A 20923-nucleotide genomic window follows, 5' to 3' on the forward strand; every position below is an offset into this window, starting at 1 on the left:
GGCCCAACGGGATGAAACAGGTACGGAAGGTGAGGGAGAGGAAGAGGACATGGATCAGAACAATACATGCATCCACATCTAATGCAAGCGCATTTAATTCCGTTGCATGAGTTTTAGCGGAGTGGTAACCTCCGCGACATGGACGAGCAGTTCGTGGTCGAGACCTGGCAATACGTCCTGGCCAAGCACGCCAAGGCCATGTGCGCTCTGGAGCGCGAGCTGGGCGATCGGCATGGGCTGGGGCCCAGCGAGTTCGAGGTGCTGGACCGGATCGTCCACCACGACAGGAAGCTGCGCCTGCAGGAGCTCTGCGACGAGGTCCACCTGAGCCAGAGCGCCCTGTCCCGGGTGGTGGCCCGGCTGGAGAGGGCGGCGCTCGTCTCCCGCGACGCCTGCAGCTCCGACCGCCGCGGCGTCTTCGTCTGCATCACCCCGGAGGGCCGCGCCCGCCACGCCGAAGCCCTCCCCACGCAACGCGCCGTCCTCAGGGATATCTTCGCCGACACTTCGGCCATGACGAGCTGACACCGCCCCGGGCGCCCTCATCGTGGCGCGCCGGGCAGCGGCGGGGCAGGGCCCGCCGCCTTCCGAGCCGTCAGGACGCGGTGATGCGGTCGATCACCAGCGGGAGCTGCTCCTCACTGGCCTCCCCCACCGCGTAGCCGCCCTCCAGCGCCTCCAAGGCCCGCTCGAAGCGAGCCGTCTCATCCGCGTGCAACGTCATCAACGGCTGCCCCGCCCGCACCAGATCACCGGGCTTGGCGTGCAACGTGACCCCGGCCCCGAACGACACCGGATCCTCCTTGCGCGCCCTCCCGGCCCCCAGCCGCCAGGCCGCCAGCCCCACCGCGTACGCGTCCAGCCGGGTCAGCACCCCGGACGCCGGCGCCTCGACGGTCATGGTCTCGGCCGCCCGGGGCAGCACGGCGTCCGGATCCCCGCCCTGAGCGGAGATCATCCGCCGCCACGCGTCCATGGCCGAGCCGTCCTGCAGCGCCTTGGCCGGGTCCTTGCCCGCGGACACCCCGGCCGCCTCCAGCATCTCCCGGGCCAGCCGCACGGTCAGCTCCACCACGTCCGCGGGCCCGCCACCCGCGAGCACCTCGACGGACTCCTCGACCTCCAGCGCGTTGCCCACGGCCCGGCCCAGCGGCCGGTCCATCGCGGTGAGCAGCGCGACGGTGCGCACGCCGGCGTCCGTCCCGAGCGCGACCATGGTCTCGGCCAGCTCCCGGGCCGCGGGAACGGTCTTCATGAACGCCCCGGACCCCACCTTGACGTCGAGGACGAGCGAGCCGGTGCCCTCGGCGATCTTCTTCGACATGATCGACGAGGCGATCAGCGGGATCGACTCGACGGTTCCTGTGACGTCGCGCAGCGCGTACAGCTTCTTGTCGGCGGGCGCCAGGCCTGAGCCGGCCGCGCAGACGACCGCGCCCGCCGAGCGCAGGACGTTCAGCATCTCGTCGTTGGAGAGCGAGGCCCGCCAGCCGGGGATCGACTCCAGCTTGTCGAGGGTGCCGCCGGTGTGACCGAGGCCGCGGCCGGACAGCTGCGGCACGTAAGCGCCGCACGCCGCCACCAGCGGCGCCAGCGGGAGCGTGATCTTGTCGCCGACGCCCCCCGTGGAGTGCTTGTCGGCGGTGGGCCGGTCCAGCGCCGACCAGTCCATGCGCTCGCCTGAGCTGATCATGGCCTGCGTCCAGCCGGCGATCTCGCGCCGGTTCATGCCGTTCAGCAGGATGGCCATGGCCAGAGCGGACATCTGCTCGTCGGCCACGTCGCCGCGGGTGTAGGCGGCGATCACCCAGTCGATCTGGGCCGTGGTCAGCTCGCCGCCGTCACGCTTGGCGCGGATGACCTCGATGGCGTCCATCACGTGCTCCGGCTCAGATCGTCCGGGCCGAACGCGTACGGCAGGATCTCGGACATCGGCTTCGGCCCGTCCACGGTCTCGACCAGCAGGTCCTCGCCGCCGAACTCGTACAGGAGCTGCCGGCAGCGGCCGCACGGCATCAGCAGCTCGCCGTGGCCGTCCACGCAGGTGAAGGCCACCAGCCGACCGCCGCCGGACGCCTGCAGCGCCGACACCAGCCCGCACTCGGCGCACAGGCCGAGCCCGTATGAGGCGTTCTCGACGTTGCAGCCGGTGACGATCCGCCCGTCGTCGACGAGCGCGGCCGCGCCCACCGGAAACTTCGAGTACGGCGCGTACGCGTGCCGCATGGCCTCCGCGGCCTCGTCACGCAGGCCGTCCCAGTCGATGCTCAATGTTGTTCCCCCCGGCGGTAGCGTACGCCGTCGGCCTTGGGCATCCGCAGGCGCTGCGAAGCCACCAGGAGCACGAGCAGCGTGAGCACGTGTGGCGTCATGTAGACGAACTCGTTCGGTAGTTGCTCGACGGTCAGCCAGAGCCAGAACAGCACGCCCGTGCCGACGACGGCGCCGCCTATCAGGATGTACTCCTTGGCGCCCATGGCCGCCAGCTCGGCGGGCCGGCCCGGCGCCAGCATCCGGCGGAGCTGGATCGCGAGGTAGACGAGCAGCAGCACCGCGCCGACGAGGAAGAACGAGGTGATCGCCCCGGTGCTGCGCAGCCGCAGGCCCTCGGCGTAGCCGAACAGCGAGGCGCCGGCGGCGAGCCCCCCGGGCCGCCAGTTGCCGAAGATCATGGCGGCGAGGCCGATGAAGCCACGCCCCTGCGTCTGGCCCTCGACGTACTTGGTGGAGAAGAAGACCAGGAACACGCCGCCGAGCCCGGCGAACGCGCCGGAGATGACGACCGCGGCGTACTTGATCCGGTAGACGTTGACGCCCAGCGACTCGGCCGCCCACGGGTTCTCGCCCGCCGAGCGCAGCCGCAGGCCGAAGGCCGTCCGCCAGAGCACGAAGAACGTCAGCGGCAGCAGCAGAACCGCCAGGATCGTCAGGAGGCTCACGTCGTGAGTGAGGCCGCGCAGGATGCCAGCGACGTCGGAGAGCAGGAACCAGTGGGTGTTCTCCAGCCAGCCGAACACGTCCGGCCCGTCGGACAGCACCGGCAGGCTGACCGAAGGCGCCGACCCGCTGATCGCGGGCGAGGTGGTGATGCCCGCGCCGGCGTCGGCCGCGGGCGTGCCCTCCTTGTAGAGCACCTCGGACAGGAAGCGGGTGACGCCGGGGCCGAGCAGGTTGATGGCGACGCCGCTGATGATGTGGTCCACGCCGAACGACACGGTGGCGATGGCATGGATGAGGCCGCCGAGCGCGCCGCCGAGCAGTCCGGCGATGAGCGCGGCCACGGGGCCCCACTGATATCCGGCCCAGCCGGCGAACCAGGTGCCGAGCACCATCATGCCTTCAAGGCCGATGTTGACCACGCCGGCCCGCTCGGCCCACAGGCCGCCGAGCCCGGCCAGGCCGATCGGCACCGCCAGGGCCAGCGCGACGGCCACGGTGCCGGACGAGGTGAGGACCGGGTAGTCCGTCACGACGCGGACGAGCGATATCAGCAGGATGAACCCGGCTACGGCGATGAGCGCCACATGGTACTTGCCGACCCTGGTCATGCTGCCACCTCAACCGGAGTGTTCCCGCCGAGCTGCTGGGCGGCCCGTCGTTCTTCTAGTCTGAGCGCGAGCCGGTTCGTCACCTCGTTGGCCACGACGACCAGCAGGACGGTCACACCCTGAATGATCGTGATGACGGACGGCGGCACGTCCGCGATCTGCAGGGCGCCCTGCGCCCGGTCGAGGAAGGCGAACAGCAACGCGGCGATCGCGATGCCGACCGGCGTGTTCCGGCCGAGCAGCGCCACCGCGATGCCCAGGAAGCCCAGGCCGGCGGTGAAGTTGGAGTTGAACGCGCCCCGGTCGCCGAGGATCTCGGGCAGGCCGATGAGGCCGGCGATCGCGCCGGACAGCACCATCGCCGCGATGATCATTTTTTTCGGGTTAACGCCCGAGGCGAGCGCGGCCGGCCCGTTGAGTCCGCTGGCCTTGACGTCAAAGCCGAAGCGGGTGCGCTCCAGCACGACCCAGATCACCACGCCGAGCACGATCGCCACGAGCAGGAAGCCCCACACGCCGCCGCCGCGGGTCGGCGCGAGCATCCCGAACCAGTTGAAGACGAAGTTCAGGTCAGGGATCATGGCCGACTCCGGCAGCTGCGGTGTCGACGTGGTGAGCTGCCCCTCGGCGCGCTGTCCCGCGAACGGGCCGCGTACGAGGTAGGACGTCAGGTTGATCGCGATGTAGTTGAGCATGATCGTGGAGATGACCTCGTTCACGCCCCTGGTCACCTTCATGACCGCCGGGATCAGCGCGTAGAGCCCGCCGACGGCCGCCGCCACGATGATGATCACCGCGATCTGGATCGGCGCGGGCGCCGTGAACGTCGAGCCCACGTACGCCGCGCAGATGGCGGCGAGCCGGTACTGCCCCTCGACGCCGATGTTGAAGAGGTTCATGCGGAAGCCGACGGCCACGGCCAGGCCGGCGATGAAGAGCGGCACCGCCCGGTTGAGGAAGGCCGCGATCGCGTTGGACTCCGCCCGTTCGTTGGCGCCGAAGTCGAAGAAGGCGGCGAAGGCGTCCAGCGGGCTGGCGCCCGCGGCGATGATCGCCACGCTGGAGATCGCGATGGCGAGCACGATCGCGACGACGGCGCCGGCCACGGTGAGCAGCGCCCGGTTGAGCCCCGCGGGCATCACGTCTCCTCGGTTCCGGCGATCGCGCCGGTCATGTAGCCGCCCAGCCGCTCGGGCGTGATGTCGGAAGGGTCGAGCGCGGCCACGAGCCGTCCCCTGTAGATCACCTGGATCGTGTCGGACAGGCCGATCAGCTCGTCGAGGTCGGCGGAGATCAGCAGCACGGCGAGACCCGCCGCGCGAGCGTTACGCAGGTGGTCCCAGATGGCGGCCTGCGCGCCGACGTCCACGCCGCGGGTGGGATGCGCGGCGATGAGGAACTTGGGCGTCCCGCTCATCTCGCGGCCCACGATCAGTTTCTGCTGGTTGCCGCCGGACAGCGCCAGGGCCAGGGTCTCGACGCTCGGCGTGCGCACGTCGTAGTCCTTGACGATGCGCTCGGTGTCGGCCTTGGCGGCGCGCCGGTCCACCCAGATGCCGTTGCGCGCGGGCTTCCTGGTCTGGTGGCCGAGCACGCGGTTCTCCCAGAGGGAGGCCTCCAGCAGCAGGCCCTGCCGGTGCCGGTCCTCGGGGATGTAGCCGATGCCCGACTCCCGGCGCTTGAGCGTGGACCAGGCGCTCATGTCCTGCTCGCCGAGGGTGATCGAGCCGTGCGCGGGGCGGATGCCCATGATGGCCTCGATCAGCTCGGACTGCCCGTTGCCCTCGACGCCCGCGATGCCGAGGATCTCGCCCTCGTGGATCTCGAACGACACGTCGTCGAGCAGCAGCCGCTTGCCGTCGGCGCGCAGCTTCTCGACGTACGTCGCGACCGGCGTGCCCTTCGGCGCCGGGTGATATCCCTCGGCCTCCATGGTGAGGTGGCCGGTCTTGAACGCCACGCGGTCGGTCACCGTGGACTCGCGGGTCTCGGGCGTGGGCAGCTCGCTGCCGACCATGAGCTCGGCGAGCTGGCGGGCGCTGGTGACCTCGCTTCTGGGCAGGCTCGCGACCGTGGTGCCGCGCCGGATCACGGTGATCGCGTCGGCGATGTCGAGCACCTCGTCGAGCTTGTGCGAGATGAAGATGACGGTCAGGCCCTCGGCCTTGAGCTCGCGCAGGTTCTGGAAGAGCTCCTCGACCTCCTGCGGGACCAGGACGGCCGTCGGCTCGTCGAGGATGAGGATGCGGGCGCCGCGGTAGAGGACCTTGAGGATCTCCACGCGCTGGCGGTCGCCGACGCCGAGGTCCTCCACGAGCTTGTCGGGGTCGACCCGCAGGCCGTGGCTCGCGGCCAGGTCGTCGATGCGCTTGCGTGCCCCGGCCGTGTCGAGCCTGCCGCCCTTCTTGGGCTCGGCGCCGAGGACGATGTTCTCCAGCACGGTGAGGTTGTCGGCCAGCATGAAGTGCTGGTGGACCATGCCGATGCCGACCGCGATGGCGTCGCTCGGCGTGCGGAAAGCGACTTCCGTGCCGTTGACCCTGATGGTGCCCTCGTCCGGCTTCTGCATGCCGTACAGGATCTTCATCAGGGTGGACTTGCCTGCGCCGTTCTCCCCGACGATGGCGTGCACCGTCCCGGGTTCGACGGTGATACGGATGTCGTGGTTCGCGACGACACCGGGGAAACGCTTGGTGATGCCCTCCAGCTCTACGGCGGGTTTCGCCGTGGCCAGGGTGTCAGCACTCATTTCGCCTCTCCTAGCAGCAGGGCGGGATAGACGAAAGGCCCGAAGCGGACGACTTCGGGCCCTCAGTCGTTGATCCTGCCCAGGTTACGGCTTGGCCGGAACCGTGATTTTGCCGTCGACGATGTCCTTCTTGGCAGCGTCGAGCTTGTCCTTGATGTCGTCGATCTCGCCGCCGGTGGTGGCCAGGCCCACGCCGTCGACCTTGAGGTCGTAGATGACGTTGCTGCCGCCCTTGGCGCCGCCCTGGAAGGCCTTGATGTACTCGAACACACCGACGTCCACGCGCTTGAGCATCGAGGTCATGATGACCGACTGCAGGTCGGTCTCCTTGACGGTCTGGCGCTGGTCGGAGTCGACACCGATGGCCTGCTTCTTGGCCGCGGCCGCCGCCTGGAACACGCCGAGGCCGGAGTCACCGGAGGCGTGGTAGACGATGTCCGCGCCGTCCTGGTACATCTTGTCGGCCGCCACCTTGCCCTTGTCGGGGGCCTTGAAGCCGGAGAAGTCCCCGTCGGGCGTGAGGTACTTGATGTCGATCTTGACGTCCGGCTTGACCGACTTCGCGCCGGCCACAAAGCCCGCCTCGAACTTCTTGATCAGGTCGTTCTCGACGCCGCCGACGAAGCCGAGGTGGCCGCTCTTCGACTTGGTCGCGGCCGCGACGCCCGCCAGGTAGGAGCCCTGCTCCTCAGCGAACAGCAGGCCGGTCACGTTGGACGCGTTGGACGCCGAGTCGACGACCGCGAACTGAATGTCCGGGTATTCCTCGGCCGCCTTCTTGATGTCCTCACCGTAGGCGAAGCCGACACCGATGATCGGGTTGTAGCCCGCGTCGGCGAGCTGGCGCAGCAGGTCGCCTCGGTTGGAGCCGTCGGCGGCCGGGCTCAGGTCCTTGATCTCGGCGCCGAGGTCCGTCTTGGCCTTCTCCAGGCCCGCGTACGCCGAGTCGTTGAAGGACTTGTCACCCCGTCCGCCGATGTCGAACGCGAGACCCACCTTGAGCGCGCTCTTGGGCGCCTCGCTGCTCGCGCCGCCGGTCGGCGCCTCGCTGGCCGTCGTGGCGCCCCCACCACCGCCGCCACAGGCGGCCGCTGCCATGAGCATGACGCCGGCGACCGTGCCGAGCGCCGTCCTGTTGAATCGCTTGCCGAGCAAGGCGACTCCCTTCCATTTCCCCGCCGTCGAACTTCATCGCAGGCGCGAAGAAACGTACGGCACCTGCACGGAAGATAGTTGCTTGACCAGGGCAGACCAAACCAGCACACAGGGTCGCAACCGCTCCGTTATCGACATCAGGCGCGTCCGTGACCTGAATCCCCATTTACGGGGCTACGCCGTGCGTTGGGCAACTTTTGCCCAACTTTGGTAGTTAATCACCTCTTGCCCGGGGCCGGATCATGGCGGAGATTCGAGCGACGGTGGAATCGTCCCGATCGGAGCCCCGTATGCACCCCAGGAAGGCACTGACCGTGCCGCTGGTCGCGATCCTCGTCGCGACCTTAGCCGGCACCACGCCCGCCACAGCAGACACTCCCGCCATCAAGATCGATAACAACGCCACCCAGCCGGTCTTCTCCCGGGCGGACGCCATCAAGCAGACGGTGTTCGTCGAGGTCGCCGGGACCGACAGCGACAACGACGGCCGGCCGGACCGGGTCGCGGTGGACATCCTGCGCCCCAAGGAGACCGACCAGGGCCTGAAGGTCCCGGTGATCATGGAGGCCAGCCCGTACTACGCGGGCGGCAACGACGTCTCCAACCATCCCGTGGACGTGGACGAGAACGGCAATCCGCTGCCCACGCTGAAGGCGCTGGCGAACAAGCTGGCCGCTGAGCCGTTCGACGGTTACTACGACAACTACTTCGTGCCCCGCGGCTACGCGATCGTGTTGGTGGAGAACCTCGGCAGCGGCCGCGCCACCGGCTGCCCGACCTCCGGCGACCGCAACGAGACGGAAGGCCCGAAGGCCGCGATCGACTGGCTGAACGGCCGCGCCAAGGGCTTCGACTCCGCCGGCAACCCGGTCGAGGCCACCTGGTCGACGGGCAAGGTCGGCATGATCGGCGTCTCCTACAACGGCACGCTGCCCAACGCGGTCGCCGCGACGGGCGTCGAGGGCCTGAAGACGATCGTGCCGATCGCGGCGATCTCCAGCTGGTACGACTACTACCGCGCCAACGGCGGCGTCCTGGCCCCCGGCGGCTTCCAGGGCGAGGACCTGGACGTGCTCGCCAAATACGTGCTGACCAGGGAGAACGGTCAGGAGGCCTGCGGCGCCCTGATCGACCGGATCACCGCCACGCAGGACCGGATCACCGGCGACTACAGCCCCGTCTGGGACGCCCGCAACTACCTGAACGACGTCGGCAAGGTCAAAGCCAGCGTCTTCGTGGTGCACGGGCTCAACGACTGGAACGTCAAGACCAAGCAGTTCGCCCAGTGGTGGTACGCCCTGGCCAAGCGGAACGTGCCCCGCAAGATCTGGCTGCACCAGGGCACCCACATGAACCCGTTCAGCCTGCGCACGGTGGAGTGGCTGCGCCAGCTGCACGGCTGGTTCGACCACTGGCTGTACGGCATCGACTCGGGCATCATGCGCGAGCCGCAGGCCGACGTGGAGATAGCGGCCGGCCAGTGGGCGCAGCACAGGTCGTGGCCGCTTCCCGGGTCGGCGACGGTGCCCCTGCGGCTGGGGCCGGGCTCGAAGCTGGGCCTGCTGCCCCGCCCGGCGGCCAGGGAGTCCTTCGTGGACCAGAAGGTCAGGACCGCCGAGCAGCTGGTGGAGGCCACGGGGACGGATCCGAACCGGCTGGCGTACGTGACCGGTGCGCTCCCCGCCGACGTGCGGATCTCCGGTACGCCCACGGTGTCGGTGCGGGCCTCGTTCAAGGACGGGGCGTCGCCGTACCTGACGGCGCTGCTGGTGGACTACGGCGAGGACGTCCGGCCGAACGGCACGCTGGTGTCGACCGGCCAGACCTACTGCTACGGCCAGGGTGTCCCGGGCGACACGGGCTGCACCACGCTGAGGGTGCTGGGCACGGAGACGACGCCGTACAAGATCGTCACCAGGGGCTGGCTGGACGTCCGCAACCGGCACCGGCCGGACAGGACCGAGCCGCTCCGGCCGGGCAAGGAATACACCTTCACCTGGGACTTCCAGCCGACGGACTACCAGTTCAAGAAGGGCCACCGGTTGGGGCTGGTGATCATCTCGACCGACTACGACTACACCCTGCGCTATCCGCCGGGCACGAAGATCACGGTCTCGCCAGGGCAGTCGTCCCTGCGACTGCCCGTGGTCTTCGGCAAGCTCCCCTAGGCGAGCGCGGTGGTGATCGAGTCGAGCGGGCCGACCTCCCAGAGGGCGGTCAGCGCGGTGGCGGCCATGAGCCGCACACCCATCGGGATCGCGCCCTCGTCCACGTCGAAGGTGCCCTGGTGGATGTCGTACGTCACGCCGTCCGGCGACCGCGTGCCCAGGCGGGCGAACGCGCCGGGGATCGACTCGAGGTACCACGCGAAGTCCTCGCCGCCGAGCGACTGCTGGGTCGGGATCACCGCGCCCGCGCCCAGCACGCGCTCGGCGGCCTCGGCCAGCATCTCGACGCTGACCTCGTCGTTGACCACGGGCGGCACGCCGCGCTTGTAGTCCATCGTGGCCTCGATGCCGTAGGCGCCGGCCACCGACTCCAGCAGGGACTTGATCAGGTCGGGGGCGGCGTGCCAGGCGTTCTCGTCCAGGCAGCGCACGGTGCCCTCGGCGATGCCGTCGTCGGGGATCGCGTTGGCCGCCGTGCCCGCCTCGACCCGGCCCCAGACGAGGCTGAGTGACGAACGGGGGTCGACGCGGCGCGACAGGGCCGCGGGCAGCTCGGTGAGGATCTTGGCCAGTGCGAAGACCAGGTCGGCGGTCAGGTGGGGGCGGGCGGTGTGGCCGCCGGGGCCGGAGACCCGGACGGTCAGCTTGTCGCAGGCGGAGGTGATCGGGCCGGGCCGGAGCCCGACCTGGCCGACGTCCACGCGGGGGTCGCAGTGCAGGCCGAAGATGCGGTCGACGCCGCTGATGCCGCCCTGCGCCATGACCTCCAGCGCACCGCCGGGCAACTCCTCGGCGGGCTGGAAGATCAGGCGGACGCGGCCGGGCAGCAGCCCCGCGGCGGCCTGCTGGGCGAGGAAGAGCGAGGTGCCGAGCAGGATCGTGGTGTGCACGTCGTGGCCGCAGGCGTGGCAGGCTCCCGCCACGGTGGAGCGGTAGGGCACGTCCTTCTCGTCCTGCAGCGGCAGCGCGTCGATGTCGGCGCGCAGCGCGACGGTCGGGCCGTCGCCGCTGCCCACGTCGCAGATGAGACCGGTGCCCCGGGGGAGCACCGAAGGGGTCAGCCCGGCGGCGGTGAGCCGCTCGGCGATCCGCTGTGTCGTGCGATATTCGGCGAAGGCCAGCTCAGGGTGCATGTGGAGATCGCGGCGGAATGCCACGAGATCCTGCTCGGTCTCCGCCAGGAACGCGTCGAGTTCCCCCCGAAGCTCACGTCCCCGCATATGTCACCGTCCTGTCCATGCCGCGCGCCCCAATATGTCCGACCACCGCGGCTCATCCGCTGTGAAAGCTCGTCCAGCCCGCCGTGGCCCCCGGTTGAGCGGCCACTCGGCGGATCAAAAAACACACCCTGTGGATAAGGGTGCGCAAGATCGTCAGCAATGGGCTTTGCGTGCGTCAGTCGCGCGTGCCGCTGCAGCCCGGGAGCACAGCGGTCGGCCGTGAGCCCGATGGCGATGCTTCGACTTTATCGCCCCCGCGTCGGTTCGCGCCGACAGATACACCAAAAGTTAGCCGACAGCACGTCCGAAACCGCAGGTGGTCACGTTGTGTACACGCCTGCCTGATCCGGAAATAGTCACAACGGATCATTAGATCGTGACCCGCGGACGCCACTTCCAAACGTGGTCAGCGATTCCGAATCCTGTCACCTTCTGTCATGGTCATGACACTCCGGCGCTGGCTGCATTAGAGAAGAATGCGTGTTTCACTCGCAATATGATCACTAATATCCCGTTCGGGGAGAAGCATGCTGGGTTGAGCATCTTCGAGCCGAGCGAGGGGACCCTGGTGGTCGTGCCCTCGCTCTCCCTTCCGCAGGACGAGCTCCGCCGCATCACGGCAGCCAGGTCCTACGAGGAGCGTCTTCTCTTCCTCCTGCTGACGCTCCGCGAACCCGGGGTAAAGGTGGTCTACCTCTCCTCCGCGCCCATAGATCCCGACATCATCGACTACTACTTCGCGTTCCTGCCCGATCCGGATGACGCCGCCAAGCGGCTCACGCTGATCACGCTCGACGATCCCTGGTCCCAGCCGTTGACCAGGACCCTGCTCGACCGTCCGGACATGATCGAGCAGTTGCGCTCGGAGATCGACGGTGACGCGTGGCTCGTGCCGTTCGTCCTGAGCGAGCTCGAGGAGGAGCTCGCATCGTTACTCAACGTTCCCCTCTACGGTCCGGCCACGTCTTTCGCCTATTACGGCTCCAAGAGCGGCGCCCGTGAGGTGGGCCACGAGGCCGGCGTGCCCATGGTACGCGGCTTCTGCGACGTGCGGACGGCACTCGAGATCGAGGAGGCGATCGAGGCGCTGCCCGGCGAGCGGGTGATCGTCAAGCTGAACGACGCCTACTCCGGGCTGGGCAACGCGATCGTCACCAAGGCGGACCGGTCGCTGACCAGCTTCTCGATGGCGGGCGAGACCTGGGACAACTTCACCGTGAAGGTCAGAGACCGGGGGGCGGTGGTGGAGGAGTACATCGAGCACCGGCCGCTCTACCACCCGAGCGCGCTGGCCCGCGTCACGCCGGGCGGGCACGCGCAGGTGGTGGCCACGCACGACCAGGTGCTCGGCGGCGCCAACGGCCACGTCTACCAGGGGTGCACGTTTCCCGCCGCGCCGGAGTACCGCGCCGAGGTGGGCGCAGCGGCGGACCGGATCGCGCAGGTGCTGGCCGAGCGGGGCGTGGTGGGGCTGTTCGGGATGGACTTCTTCGCGCTGAAGGCCGACGCCGGGTACGCGGCGCTGCTGTGCGAGATCAACCTGCGGATCGGCGGGACCACGCATCCGTTCGGCGCGGCGGTGCTGACGACCGGGGCGACGTACGATCCGGCCACCGGCCTGCTCATGGCCGGCGACCAGCCGAAGTACTACACCGCGACCGACAACTGCGCCTCCTCCTCCCTGCGCGGCCGCACTCCCGGTGAGGTCATGCGGACCGCGGACCGGCTCGGGATCGGTTTCGACCACGAGCGGCGTACTGGGAACGTGTTCCACCTGCTGGGGGCCATCCCCGAGCACGGGAAGCTGGGCTTCACCTCGATAGGCGACTCCCGGGAGGAGGCCGACGAACTCCACGCGCTCACCCGGCGCCTCCTTTGCGGCCCCTGAGCCCTCGCCAGCCGATGACGGCCAGCACGATGGCCAGGATGATGTTCACCGCGATCAGGATGCCGTGAACGACATAAAAGCTGGTCGGATGCCCATCGGCCAAGTTAAACCCGAGGTTCACCCACTCAAAGATCATGAATGCGCCGACGATGATGAGGAATGCGGCGATCTTTCGTGACATGGCTATCTCTCCGGTATTGAAGGCGGTTCTCGGGGGGATGTGTCGGTCCATGTGGCATTCACACGAAGCTACGCTGAGACCGCCATGTGGATGAAACTCGTGCCGGTCGCGGCACTCGTCGCCTCGGTCTCGCTCACCGGCGGGACCGCCTACGCCGAACCGGCGACACCCGTCGGAGGCGAGGCACTGGGCAGCCGCGGCCTGGTCACACCCGCAGGCGTCAAGAAGCCGCCCGCATCCAAGGCTACGTCGTACGTCATCGCGGACGTGGGCACGGGTCAGGTGCTCGCGGCCAAGGACGCCCACGGCCGCTACCTGCCGGCCAGCACGCTGAAGACGCTGACCGCGCTCACGCTCATTCCCAAGCTCGACAAGAACCGCAAGATCCGGCCCAGCCACAACGCCTGCAACCAGGAGGGCTCCGCGGTCGGGCTGTCGCCCAAGGCGACGTACAAGATAGATGACCTGTTCAAGGCGCTGATGATGTCGTCGGGCAACGACGCGGCCATGGCCCTGGCCGAGTCGAACGGCAGCCTCGCCAAGACCATGAGCGACATGAACGCCGAGGCCAAGCGGCTGCAGGCGTACGACACCGTGGCAAAGACGCCCAGCGGCCTGGACAAGCCCGGGCAGAGCAGTTCGGCCTACGACCTGGCGCTCATCGCCCGCGCCGGCCTGGCCAACCCGGACTTCAAGCGTTACATCAGCACGAAGGTCGCGAACTTTCCCGCGCCCAAGGGCAAGCACTACCAGATCAGCAACCACAACAAGCTGCTCTGGCGCTACCAGGGCATGGTCGGCGTCAAGAACGGCTGGACCACGAAGGCCCGCGCCAGCTTCGTCGGCGCGGCCACCCGCGGCGGCCACACGATCGTGGTGACCATCATGCGGCACGAGGGCTTCTTCTGGGACGAGGTGTCCAAGCTGCTCGACTGGGGCTTCTCGGTCCGGGGCAAGGCCGCGCCGGTCGGCCGGCTGGTCGACCCGCTGCCCGCGGGGCTGCCCGCCCCGCAGCAGCAGGCGTCCGCGCCCGCCTCGAAGGTCACTCCGGCCGCCCAGCCGCCGCTGCTGGACACGGCCGCCAAGAAGCAGAGCGACACCACCAAGACGGTCGGGTCCGTGGTGATCGGCGGCGGGCTGCTGTTCGGGCTGATCTACCTCTGGTACGGGATCCGCCGCAAGCGCGCCAGGTCACGCTTCTGACCGCGACGGCGGCACCGGCGACGGGGACGGCGGCGGGGAGAACCCCGCCGTGGCCGTCCACGCGGCGACGTACAACACGAGCCTGGCCGAGAAGTTCATCCAGAGCAGCAGGCCCACGATGACCGCGAACGCGCCGTAGACCGAGTTGCCGCCGAGCGTCTGCCCCAGCAGCAGCGTGGCCACCTGCTTGAGCAGCCCGAACCCGATCGCGCCGAGCAGCGCGCCCTTGGCGATCACCCGGAACGGCTGGTCGGACCTGGCCACCCAGCCGAGCAGGATCAGGAAGATCACCCAGTCGGCGCCCACGCTCGCCGCCACCCCGGCCACCCGCAGCGCGACGTTCGCCAGCGCGGGCTGGCTGCCGAACAGGAAGTTCAGCACGTTGTCCGTGGCCGTGGTGGCGAATCCGGCGACGAGCACGGAGGAGATCATCGTGCTCCCGAGCATGACGAGCGCGGCGAGGTCACGCAGCTTGCCGACGAAGAAGTTGAGCGGCGGCGCGGTGGTCATGGAAATTTCGCGCAGCGCCCCGCGCAGCGCGTCCAGCGCGCCGAGCCCGGCGTAGAGGAGGCCGAGCAGGCCGATGATCCCGGCCGTCGCCTTGGCATCGGCGATGGCTCCGATGTCGAGCTTGGGCGCGATGCCCGGCAGCCGCTCGACGATCGCCGCCTCCAGGGCCTTCGTGGTGGTGTCGCTCGTCGCCACCACGAACCCCAGCACCGCGTACGACAGCACCACCAGCGGGAAGAACGACAGGAAGGCGAAGTACGTGACCGCGCCCGCCAGCCGGTCGCCGAACTGCAGCTGGTAGCGACGCACCGCCCTGATGAGATGGTCGAACGACAGCCGGCGGACCCGCCAGTAGTCCACCCTGCCGCGGCTCCAGGTCTTGGCCTCCTCGAACCGCTCCACCAGGCTCGCCATCACGCCCTCCCTGCTCATGGCCTCACTCCGTGAGGCGGCTCGGTCGCCAGACGCCGCCGCCTTCCCCCGCTCTGGTCGCTTCGCTCCCGCCGCTCCTCCAGGCGACGGCACTCCCTCGCGGGTTCATGGCCTCACTTCGTGAGGCGGGCTCGGCCGCCCTGTGCCGCGGGTATCACCTCACAACCGCGGCGGCGGTCTCGCGCAACGAGGCGAGGACCGTCGCCAGGTCGTGGTGGAGCAACTGCCCATCTCTCTTGACCGCACGCCCCGCGACCAGCACTGTGTCCACGCAGCCGACTTCGGCGTTCAGCACGGCGGCGCCGATCGGGTCGTGGGCGGCGGCCATGCCGAGCGTGTCGGTCCGCAGCAGCACCAGGTCCGCCTGCTTGCCGGGCCGCAGCGACCCGATGACGTCGGCCAGGCCGAGCACTTCGGCGCCCTCGATGGTGGCCATGCGCAACGCGTCGCGGGTGGTGAAGCCGAGGCCGGCGCCGTCAGGGCGGCCGCGTTCGAGCAGATGAACAGTGCGCATCTGGCTGAACATGTCGCCCGACGAACACACGACGGTGTCGGCGCCGAGCCCGGTCGGGATCCCCGCCGCCCTGGCCCGCCCCGTGGCCGGGTAGCCCAGCCCCAGGTTCATCTCGTCCACCGGGGCGAGCGAGACGCTGCCGCCGCTGCCGGCGATGCGCTTGAACTCCTCGTCGGTGTAGTAGAGCGCGTGCACGAACGTGGTCGGGGTGTCGAGCAGCCCGTTCGACTCCAGGAACGCCAGCCCGCGCTCGGCGCCCTCCCGGCCGTGACCGCCGAGGTGCGCGGTGACCGGCAGGCCGAGCTCCGCGGCGAGCCGCCATTCCTCCAGCGCGCGCTCCTCCCCGGCGATCTCCGGCCCGAGGGCGGCCATGGCCATGGTGACCAGTCCGGGCGTGTCGAACAGCCGCTCGCGCACCTGCCGGACCTCGCTCGTCAGCCCGCCGGGCTCGCCCCCGTAGCAGTAGCCGAACACGGACCTGATGCCGGAGTCGCGCAGCGCCTGGACGGAGGAGTCGGTGTGGGCCGGGCTGAACTGGGCGTGTGACCAGTCGAGCAGTGTGGTGACGCCGGCGTCCAGGCATTCCAGCGCGCCGGCGAGGGTGCCGGCGTACATGTCGGCGGGGCGGAAGGCGGGGGCGATCTCGCGGAGGACGCGCTCAATGTAGACGTCGATGGTGGTGTCGGGCAGGGCGGCCCGGACGGGGGCCTGCCAGGTGTGCCGGTGGGTGTCGACGAAGCCCGGGAGCACGATCTTGCCGGTCGCGTCGATCACCTCCGCCCCGGGGACGTCCGGCAGGTCCGGGCCGACCTCGGCGATCACGCCGTCCTCGATCCGCACGTCGGCCCTGCCCAGCACGACCGGCTGCGGCTCGGTGTCGATGACGATGCCGTTCTTGATCAACGTGGTGGTTAACATAGCCGAAAGCTTAACAAGAAGCTTTTTAGAAAGCAATCCTGTGATGGGTATCCTCAATGACGTGAAGCCGGATGAGATCGACGTGCTGGTGGCCCGCTGGGAGCGACTGGGCATGTCGTCGTCCCTCATCGCCACGCTGGAGCTCAGCAAGCGCGTGGCCCGGCTCGACCAGCTGTTCGAGCAGGCGGTCAAGGCCGAGCTGGCGGAGCTGGGGCTCACCTACGCGGAGTTCGACGTGCTGATCACGCTGAGCCGGGCCGAGCCGCCGAACCGGATGAAGCCGAGCGAGCTGTCCAAGTCGCTGCACCTCACCTCCGGCGGCATCAGCAACGTGCTGCAGCGGCTGACGGCGGCCGGATACGTGGAGCGCGAGGCCAACACGGGCGACGCGCGCAGCCGCTGGGTCCAGCTCACGGACGAGGGGCGCCGCGTGGCGAAGGCGGCGCTGGAGGCGTCAAGCCGGGCACAGCAGGAGTTGACGGCCGGGATCCCGGAGGAAACGGTGCGGGAGGCGGCGGACGCGCTCCGCGAGGTCCTGGCCCCGCTGAGCCGCCGGCGCTTCCGCTAGCCCAGGTCGCGGCGGCCCGCCCAGGCGGCGACCGCCGCGGCGATCTCCTCCGGCCGGTCCTCCGCCGCATGGTGCCCGGCCGCGCCGCAGTGCTCGATCTCCAGGTCCGCGACGTTGTCCGCGCACCAGGCCGCCACCTTCTCCGTGATCAGCAGCGTCGGCGAGGAGTCGAAGGTGAGCAGCAGCTTGGGCACCTCGGCGCTGCCCGCCAGCCACTTGTCATAGTGCTCGATGCGCTCGACGACGTCGGCCGGGTCGCCGTCCAGCGGCGACGAGCGCGCCCAGGTCAGCAGCGGCCGCCGGCTCTCCCTGGTCTCGTACGGCGCCAGATACGGCTCCATCTCCTCCGCGGTCAGCGCCGTCAGCACCCCGCCCGTGAACGCGGTCTCCACGAGGAAGTTCCCGTCGAGCACCAGCGACTCGCCCTCGGGCCCGCGAATGGCCTCGGCGCGGGCGCGCGGCCTCTCCCCCAGTTCGGCCCAGCTCAGGGGGCGGACGATGGTCTCGAAGAACGCCACGCCGCGCACCCGGTCCGGATGCCGGGCCGCCCAGTCGAAGGCGAGCGCGCCGCCCCAGTCGTGGCCGACCAGCACCACGCCCTCCAGCCCGAGCGCGTCGAACCAGGCGTCCAGGTAGCGGGCGTGGTCGGCGAACCGGTAGGGGATGTCGGGCTTGTCCGAACGACCCATGCCGATGAGGTCGGGGGCGAGCAGGCGGCGCCCGGGACCGGCGACCCCGGGCAGGACCTTCCGCCAGGCGTGGGAGGAGGCGGGGTTGCCGTGCAGGAAGACGAAGGGGACACCGGCGCCGGTGTCCTCGTAGTGCAAGCCGGCCATGATGGGAGCCTTTCGTTCGTATAACTAACGTTAGTGACACCAACGAACCTACATCGTTAGTGCCACTAACGCAACGGGGTAGGATCACCGGCATGACGGACGCCATGGACGAGCAGGACACCCCCGCCCGGCTGCGCGGTCTGCCCAGCCGGATGTTGTCGATGGTCGCCATGCAGGCCGACCGGCTGGTGAGCGAAGGACTGGCCCGCGCGGACGCCCGCAAGTGGCACTACGCGGCGCTCGTGGCGCTTCGCGAGTCTGGCCCCGCCAGCCAGGCGGAGCTGAGCAAACGCACCGGCATCTACCGCAGCGACCTGGTCGCCGTCCTCAACGAACTGGCCGAACGCGGGTACGTCGAGCGCACCCCCGACCTCGCCGACCGCCGCCGCAACGTCATCACCGTCACCGAGCAGGGCCGCCGGCACCTGAGCCGCCTCGACAAGCTGATCACCTCGCTCCAGGACGACCTGCTGGCCCCGCTGACCCAACCGGAACGCGAGCAGCTGACCGCGCTCCTGGCCCGCGTTCTCGAGCATCTTTCACGTTCCTGACCTGGGCGGAAACCATGACGGAGCGAGTCCTGGAGCCCTAGCCTGTGGGTGTTGCGACCAAGCCAGGAGGCGCCACGCCCATGACCGAAATCAGCACCGGTCAGATGGTCAGACTCCAGCGCGAGCGAAGGGGCATGAGCACCACCGCGCTGGCGACCCAGTCGGGATGCACCCCCCGGCACATCGAGTTGATCGAGCACGGCAAGCGCACGCCCTCGCTGCCGCTCCTGCGGGAGATCGCCAAAGTGCTGGGTGTACGCACCGCAGTGCTGTTGGGAGAGACGCCCCGCGACTCGCACGAGCCCAGCCGGCCGCAGATCAGCGACATCGAACGCGCCCTGTTCACCTGCCGCTCCGTAGCTCCCGACATCGAGCCGCCCGACGCCGACCAGCTGGCCGAGCGGGTGGCCGCGGCCCGCAACGCCTGGTTCACCTCCACGCGCCGCTACTCGATCCTCATGGCGGCGCTGCCGTCCCTGGTCACCGACGCCGAGAGCCTGGCCGCCGAGCGCACCCCGCGGGCCTGCAGCGTCGCGACGGACGCGTACATGCTGGCCAGGGGCGTGCTCAAGCACCTGCGACGGGTGGACCTCGCGCATCTCGCGGCCGACCGGGCCATGCGTTTCGCCGAAGAGTCCGAGGACCCGCTGATGATCGCGTGGGCGTACTGGAGCCTCGGGCAGTCGATGTTGTCGGACGACATGCACCAGATCGCGTACGACGTCGCGCGGCGCGGCATCGAGCTCCTCGAGCCGCACGTCGCCGACGGCGACGAGCGGCACGTCAAGGCACTCGGCGCGCTGCACCTGCTCGCCGCCGTCGGCGAGGCCCGCTCGGGCGACGACGACCAGGCCAGGGAGCGGGTACGCGGGCCCGCGGCGCAGCTCGCCGAACACGTGCGGGACGCCTCGGACGTCTACGACCTGGCCTTCTTCGGTCCCACGAACGTCGCCATCCACCTGGCCAGCATCGAAAGCGACACCGGCCGCCCCGAAGACGTGCTGCGCATCGCCGACGACATCGACCTGCGCCACACCCCGTCCATCGAGCGGCGCACCACCCACCTCGGGCACGTGGCCCGCGCCTGCGAGGACCTGGGCGACGACGCGGCGAGCCTGCTCCACCTGCTGCGGATCGAGCGTGAGTGCCCCGAGGAGCTGGACCACAAGTTACTGCTGAGAGAGATGGTCCGGTCCCTGGCGCGGCGGGCGCGGCCGTCGTGGGCGCCGGAGGTCCGCTATCTCGCCGAGCGCCACGGCATTCTGATCTGATCGCGAACTGAGAGTTCGGACTTTCCGAACAGGGAGATCTGTCGCTCGAGTTCGTCACGGAACGGGGCTTGGATGCAACGCTGAGTTCATGACCACAGCGCCGAGTGCCGATTTCGTCATGGAACGACTACTACGGGAAGCCGTCAGGGAGTTCCCGGGGTGGGCGTTCGAGCGAGATCATTCCGGCTGGACCGCCATTCACGGCGACATCCGGTTCACCAGGCCGAGCCTGGCCGCCCTCCGTGCGATCCTGCGGGTCCATCGGGTGGCGCGGAGGGGTTGAGATCGAGGTGGCTTGGGGGGCCGCTCGCTAAGTCGCGATCCGGGCGCCGATCGAGTCGAGGACCAGGTCGAGACCGAAGGAGAAGCGGTCGAGCGCCCGCTGCACCGTGTACGGCAGCGTCGTGTCCGACACGGCGAACGCGCCCGCCTCCTCCAGCGCGGAGAACAGCGGAAAGCGCCCGTTCATGCGCTCCTCCAGGAACGGCACCTGCCGCTCCCACCACTCGTCGTCGCTGCTCCCGGTCTGCCCTGCCGCTATCTCGACGACGTCCTGCCCTTCTACACGGCGCTGGGTTCGATGTCACCTACCGCCAGGAACGCCCCAACCCGTACGCCGCCGTCCGTCGCGGCGGCATCGAGCTGCACTTCTTCGGCGTCCCCGAGTTCGACCCGGCCGAGTCCATGGGGAGCGTGGTCGTGCTGGTCGACGACACGCAGGCGCTGCACAAGTCGTTCGCCGCGGGGCTGCGGGCGGCGTTCGGCAAGATCCCGGTGTCCGGGATCCCGCGAATGACCCGGCCGCGGCGCATGCAGGGCGCCGCAGGCGGGTTCATGGTGGTCGACCCCGGAGGGAACTGGCTGCGGATCAGCCGGTACGAGGACGACGCCGACGAACCGGACCCGTCCGAGGGACGGCTGGCCCGGGTGGTGGCCGCGGCCGCCCGCCAGGCCGACTCCCATGGGGACGAGGCCGCCGGGATCCGAGTGCTGGAGAACGGGCTCACCCGGCACGCCGACGCACCGGCGGTTGCCCGCGCTGGTGTACCTGGCCGAGTTGCGGCTGCGTACGGGGGATCGGGACGGTGCGGCGGGGCTGCTGGCCGAGGTGAAGGGGATGGAGCTGACCCCGGCCGAGCGTGACGCGCCGGCCAAGGACCTGGCCACCGCCGCCGAGCTGACCGCCGACCTACGCCCCTGACCCCCCGCCC

The 20923-nt window shown here is 69.6% G+C and carries 22 protein-coding genes; 9 read left to right on the plus strand and 13 right to left on the minus strand.

Annotation, left to right across the window (positions count from 1 at the left end; all coding sequences use genetic code 11):
- The first annotated feature begins 138 nt into the window (after positions 1-138).
- Positions 139-525 (plus strand): MarR family winged helix-turn-helix transcriptional regulator, encoded by a 387-nt coding sequence (locus ACIBX3_RS04480; protein ID WP_397112987.1) that lies wholly within the window; start codon positions 139-141, stop codon positions 523-525.
- A gap of 70 nt (positions 526-595) precedes the next feature.
- On the opposite strand, the gene ACIBX3_RS04485 is transcribed toward ACIBX3_RS04480, so the two are convergent.
- The 6 genes from ACIBX3_RS04485 to ACIBX3_RS04510 all read right to left on the minus strand — a co-directional run bounded on the left by ACIBX3_RS04485 (position 596) and on the right by ACIBX3_RS04510 (position 7452).
- Positions 596-1876 (minus strand): thymidine phosphorylase, encoded by a 1281-nt coding sequence (locus tag ACIBX3_RS04485; protein ID WP_397112989.1) that lies wholly within the window; start codon positions 1874-1876, stop codon positions 596-598.
- Positions 1876-2271, minus strand: a complete 396-nt coding sequence (locus tag ACIBX3_RS04490) for a cytidine deaminase (RefSeq protein ID WP_397112991.1) — start codon at positions 2269-2271, stop codon at positions 1876-1878. Before ACIBX3_RS04490 ends, ACIBX3_RS04485 begins: the two co-directional genes overlap by 1 nt.
- Positions 2268-3548, minus strand: coding sequence for an ABC transporter permease (locus ACIBX3_RS04495; protein ID WP_397112993.1), 1281 nt, complete (start codon positions 3546-3548; stop codon positions 2268-2270). Before ACIBX3_RS04495 ends, ACIBX3_RS04490 begins: the two co-directional genes overlap by 4 nt.
- Positions 3545-4687: an ABC transporter permease gene (locus ACIBX3_RS04500; protein ID WP_397112995.1), complete on the minus strand. Its 1143-nt coding sequence runs from the start codon at positions 4685-4687 to the stop codon at positions 3545-3547. Before ACIBX3_RS04500 ends, ACIBX3_RS04495 begins: the two co-directional genes overlap by 4 nt.
- Complete coding sequence (locus tag ACIBX3_RS04505) at positions 4687-6297, minus strand: ABC transporter ATP-binding protein (RefSeq protein ID WP_397112997.1); 1611 nt, start codon at positions 6295-6297, stop codon at positions 4687-4689. Before ACIBX3_RS04505 ends, ACIBX3_RS04500 begins: the two co-directional genes overlap by 1 nt.
- Before the next feature lie 84 nt (positions 6298-6381).
- A complete protein-coding gene (locus tag ACIBX3_RS04510) occupies positions 6382-7452 on the minus strand; it encodes a BMP family protein (protein ID WP_397112999.1) in 1071 nt (356 codons plus the stop codon).
- Positions 7453-7742: 290 nt separating this feature from the next.
- Between ACIBX3_RS04510 and ACIBX3_RS04515 the strand changes: the two genes are divergently transcribed.
- Positions 7743-9620, plus strand: a complete 1878-nt coding sequence (locus tag ACIBX3_RS04515) for a Xaa-Pro dipeptidyl-peptidase (RefSeq protein WP_397113001.1) — start codon at positions 7743-7745, stop codon at positions 9618-9620.
- On the opposite strand, the gene ACIBX3_RS04520 is transcribed toward ACIBX3_RS04515, so the two are convergent.
- Entirely contained in the window at positions 9617-10840 is a 1224-nt protein-coding gene (locus ACIBX3_RS04520; protein ID WP_397113003.1) for a M20 family metallopeptidase, read from the minus strand. The two genes, ACIBX3_RS04515 and ACIBX3_RS04520, sit on opposite strands and share 4 nt — an antisense overlap.
- Positions 10841-11375: 535 nt before the next feature.
- On the opposite strand from ACIBX3_RS04520, the gene ACIBX3_RS04525 reads away from it, so the two are divergent.
- Complete coding sequence (locus tag ACIBX3_RS04525; protein WP_397113005.1) at positions 11376-12728, plus strand: peptide ligase PGM1-related protein; 1353 nt, start codon at positions 11376-11378, stop codon at positions 12726-12728.
- Here the strand turns inward: ACIBX3_RS04525 and ACIBX3_RS04530 are convergent.
- Positions 12700-12909, minus strand: coding sequence for an SCO4848 family membrane protein (locus tag ACIBX3_RS04530; protein ID WP_397113007.1), 210 nt, complete (start codon positions 12907-12909; stop codon positions 12700-12702). The genes ACIBX3_RS04525 and ACIBX3_RS04530 overlap by 29 nt on opposite strands.
- A 90-nt stretch (positions 12910-12999) precedes the next feature.
- On the opposite strand from ACIBX3_RS04530, the gene ACIBX3_RS04535 reads away from it, so the two are divergent.
- Complete coding sequence (locus tag ACIBX3_RS04535) at positions 13000-14112, plus strand: D-alanyl-D-alanine carboxypeptidase family protein (protein WP_397113009.1); 1113 nt, start codon at positions 13000-13002, stop codon at positions 14110-14112.
- On the opposite strand, the gene ACIBX3_RS04540 is transcribed toward ACIBX3_RS04535, so the two are convergent.
- Positions 14101-15054: a YihY/virulence factor BrkB family protein gene (locus ACIBX3_RS04540; RefSeq protein WP_397113011.1), complete on the minus strand. Its 954-nt coding sequence runs from the start codon at positions 15052-15054 to the stop codon at positions 14101-14103. The genes ACIBX3_RS04535 and ACIBX3_RS04540 overlap by 12 nt on opposite strands.
- A 154-nt stretch (positions 15055-15208) precedes the next feature.
- Positions 15209-16486, minus strand: a complete 1278-nt coding sequence (locus ACIBX3_RS04545) for an amidohydrolase family protein (protein ID WP_397113013.1) — start codon at positions 16484-16486, stop codon at positions 15209-15211.
- A 61-nt stretch (positions 16487-16547) separates the two neighbouring features.
- Here ACIBX3_RS04545 and ACIBX3_RS04550 point away from each other — a divergent pair, with 61 nt between their 5' ends.
- Positions 16548-17054 (plus strand): MarR family winged helix-turn-helix transcriptional regulator, encoded by a 507-nt coding sequence (locus tag ACIBX3_RS04550; protein WP_397113015.1) that lies wholly within the window; start codon positions 16548-16550, stop codon positions 17052-17054.
- Here ACIBX3_RS04550 and ACIBX3_RS04555 read toward each other — a convergent pair.
- Positions 17051-17890: a haloalkane dehalogenase gene (locus ACIBX3_RS04555; RefSeq protein ID WP_397113017.1), complete on the minus strand. Its 840-nt coding sequence runs from the start codon at positions 17888-17890 to the stop codon at positions 17051-17053. The genes ACIBX3_RS04550 and ACIBX3_RS04555 overlap by 4 nt on opposite strands.
- Positions 17891-17982: 92 nt before the next feature.
- On the opposite strand from ACIBX3_RS04555, the gene ACIBX3_RS04560 reads away from it, so the two are divergent.
- The 3 genes from ACIBX3_RS04560 to ACIBX3_RS04570 all read left to right on the plus strand — a co-directional run bounded on the left by ACIBX3_RS04560 (position 17983) and on the right by ACIBX3_RS04570 (position 19995).
- Positions 17983-18441 (plus strand): MarR family winged helix-turn-helix transcriptional regulator, encoded by a 459-nt coding sequence (locus tag ACIBX3_RS04560; RefSeq protein ID WP_397113019.1) that lies wholly within the window; start codon positions 17983-17985, stop codon positions 18439-18441.
- Positions 18442-18521: 80 nt separating this feature from the next.
- Positions 18522-19712 carry a helix-turn-helix domain-containing protein gene (locus ACIBX3_RS04565; RefSeq protein WP_397113021.1) on the plus strand — a complete coding sequence of 397 codons (1191 nt, stop codon included), beginning with the start codon at positions 18522-18524 and terminating at the stop codon, positions 19710-19712.
- An 88-nt stretch (positions 19713-19800) separates the two neighbouring features.
- Entirely contained in the window at positions 19801-19995 is a 195-nt protein-coding gene (locus ACIBX3_RS04570) for a hypothetical protein (RefSeq protein WP_397113023.1), read from the plus strand.
- A 27-nt stretch (positions 19996-20022) separates the two neighbouring features.
- Here ACIBX3_RS04570 and ACIBX3_RS04575 read toward each other — a convergent pair whose 3' ends face one another.
- Together ACIBX3_RS04575 and ACIBX3_RS04580 are read right to left on the minus strand one after the other, a co-directional pair.
- Positions 20023-20202, minus strand: coding sequence for a hypothetical protein (locus ACIBX3_RS04575; RefSeq protein ID WP_397113025.1), 180 nt, complete (start codon positions 20200-20202; stop codon positions 20023-20025).
- A gap of 71 nt (positions 20203-20273) precedes the next feature.
- Complete coding sequence (locus ACIBX3_RS04580; protein WP_397113027.1) at positions 20274-20726, minus strand: hypothetical protein; 453 nt, start codon at positions 20724-20726, stop codon at positions 20274-20276.
- A 16-nt stretch (positions 20727-20742) separates the two neighbouring features.
- Between ACIBX3_RS04580 and ACIBX3_RS04585 the strand changes: the two genes are divergently transcribed.
- Positions 20743-20913, plus strand: coding sequence for a hypothetical protein (locus tag ACIBX3_RS04585; protein WP_397113029.1), 171 nt, complete (start codon positions 20743-20745; stop codon positions 20911-20913).
- Positions 20914-20923 lie beyond the last annotated feature (10 nt).

This window comes from Nonomuraea sp. NPDC049480 (genome assembly GCF_044465905.1).
Lineage (GTDB): Bacteria > Actinomycetota > Actinomycetes > Streptosporangiales > Streptosporangiaceae > Nonomuraea.

Coding starts and splice junctions, on each gene's coding strand:
- ACIBX3_RS04480 (WP_397112987.1), top strand. CDS start 139: ATGGACGAGCAGTTCGTGGTCGAGACCTGGCAATACGTCCTGGCCAAG.
- ACIBX3_RS04485 (WP_397112989.1), bottom strand. CDS start 1,876: ATGGACGCCATCGAGGTCATCCGCGCCAAGCGTGACGGCGGCGAGCTG.
- ACIBX3_RS04495 (WP_397112993.1), bottom strand. CDS start 3,548: ATGACCAGGGTCGGCAAGTACCATGTGGCGCTCATCGCCGTAGCCGGG.
- ACIBX3_RS04500 (WP_397112995.1), bottom strand. CDS start 4,687: ATGCCCGCGGGGCTCAACCGGGCGCTGCTCACCGTGGCCGGCGCCGTC.
- ACIBX3_RS04505 (WP_397112997.1), bottom strand. CDS start 6,297: ATGAGTGCTGACACCCTGGCCACGGCGAAACCCGCCGTAGAGCTGGAG.
- ACIBX3_RS04515 (WP_397113001.1), top strand. CDS start 7,743: ATGCACCCCAGGAAGGCACTGACCGTGCCGCTGGTCGCGATCCTCGTC.
- ACIBX3_RS04520 (WP_397113003.1), bottom strand. CDS start 10,840: ATGCGGGGACGTGAGCTTCGGGGGGAACTCGACGCGTTCCTGGCGGAG.
- ACIBX3_RS04530 (WP_397113007.1), bottom strand. CDS start 12,909: ATGTCACGAAAGATCGCCGCATTCCTCATCATCGTCGGCGCATTCATG.
- ACIBX3_RS04535 (WP_397113009.1), top strand. CDS start 13,000: ATGAAACTCGTGCCGGTCGCGGCACTCGTCGCCTCGGTCTCGCTCACC.
- ACIBX3_RS04540 (WP_397113011.1), bottom strand. CDS start 15,054: ATGAGCAGGGAGGGCGTGATGGCGAGCCTGGTGGAGCGGTTCGAGGAG.
- ACIBX3_RS04545 (WP_397113013.1), bottom strand. CDS start 16,486: ATGTTAACCACCACGTTGATCAAGAACGGCATCGTCATCGACACCGAG.
- ACIBX3_RS04555 (WP_397113017.1), bottom strand. CDS start 17,890: ATGGCCGGCTTGCACTACGAGGACACCGGCGCCGGTGTCCCCTTCGTC.
- ACIBX3_RS04560 (WP_397113019.1), top strand. CDS start 17,983: ATGACGGACGCCATGGACGAGCAGGACACCCCCGCCCGGCTGCGCGGT.
- ACIBX3_RS04565 (WP_397113021.1), top strand. CDS start 18,522: ATGACCGAAATCAGCACCGGTCAGATGGTCAGACTCCAGCGCGAGCGA.
- ACIBX3_RS04570 (WP_397113023.1), top strand. CDS start 19,801: ATGACCACAGCGCCGAGTGCCGATTTCGTCATGGAACGACTACTACGG.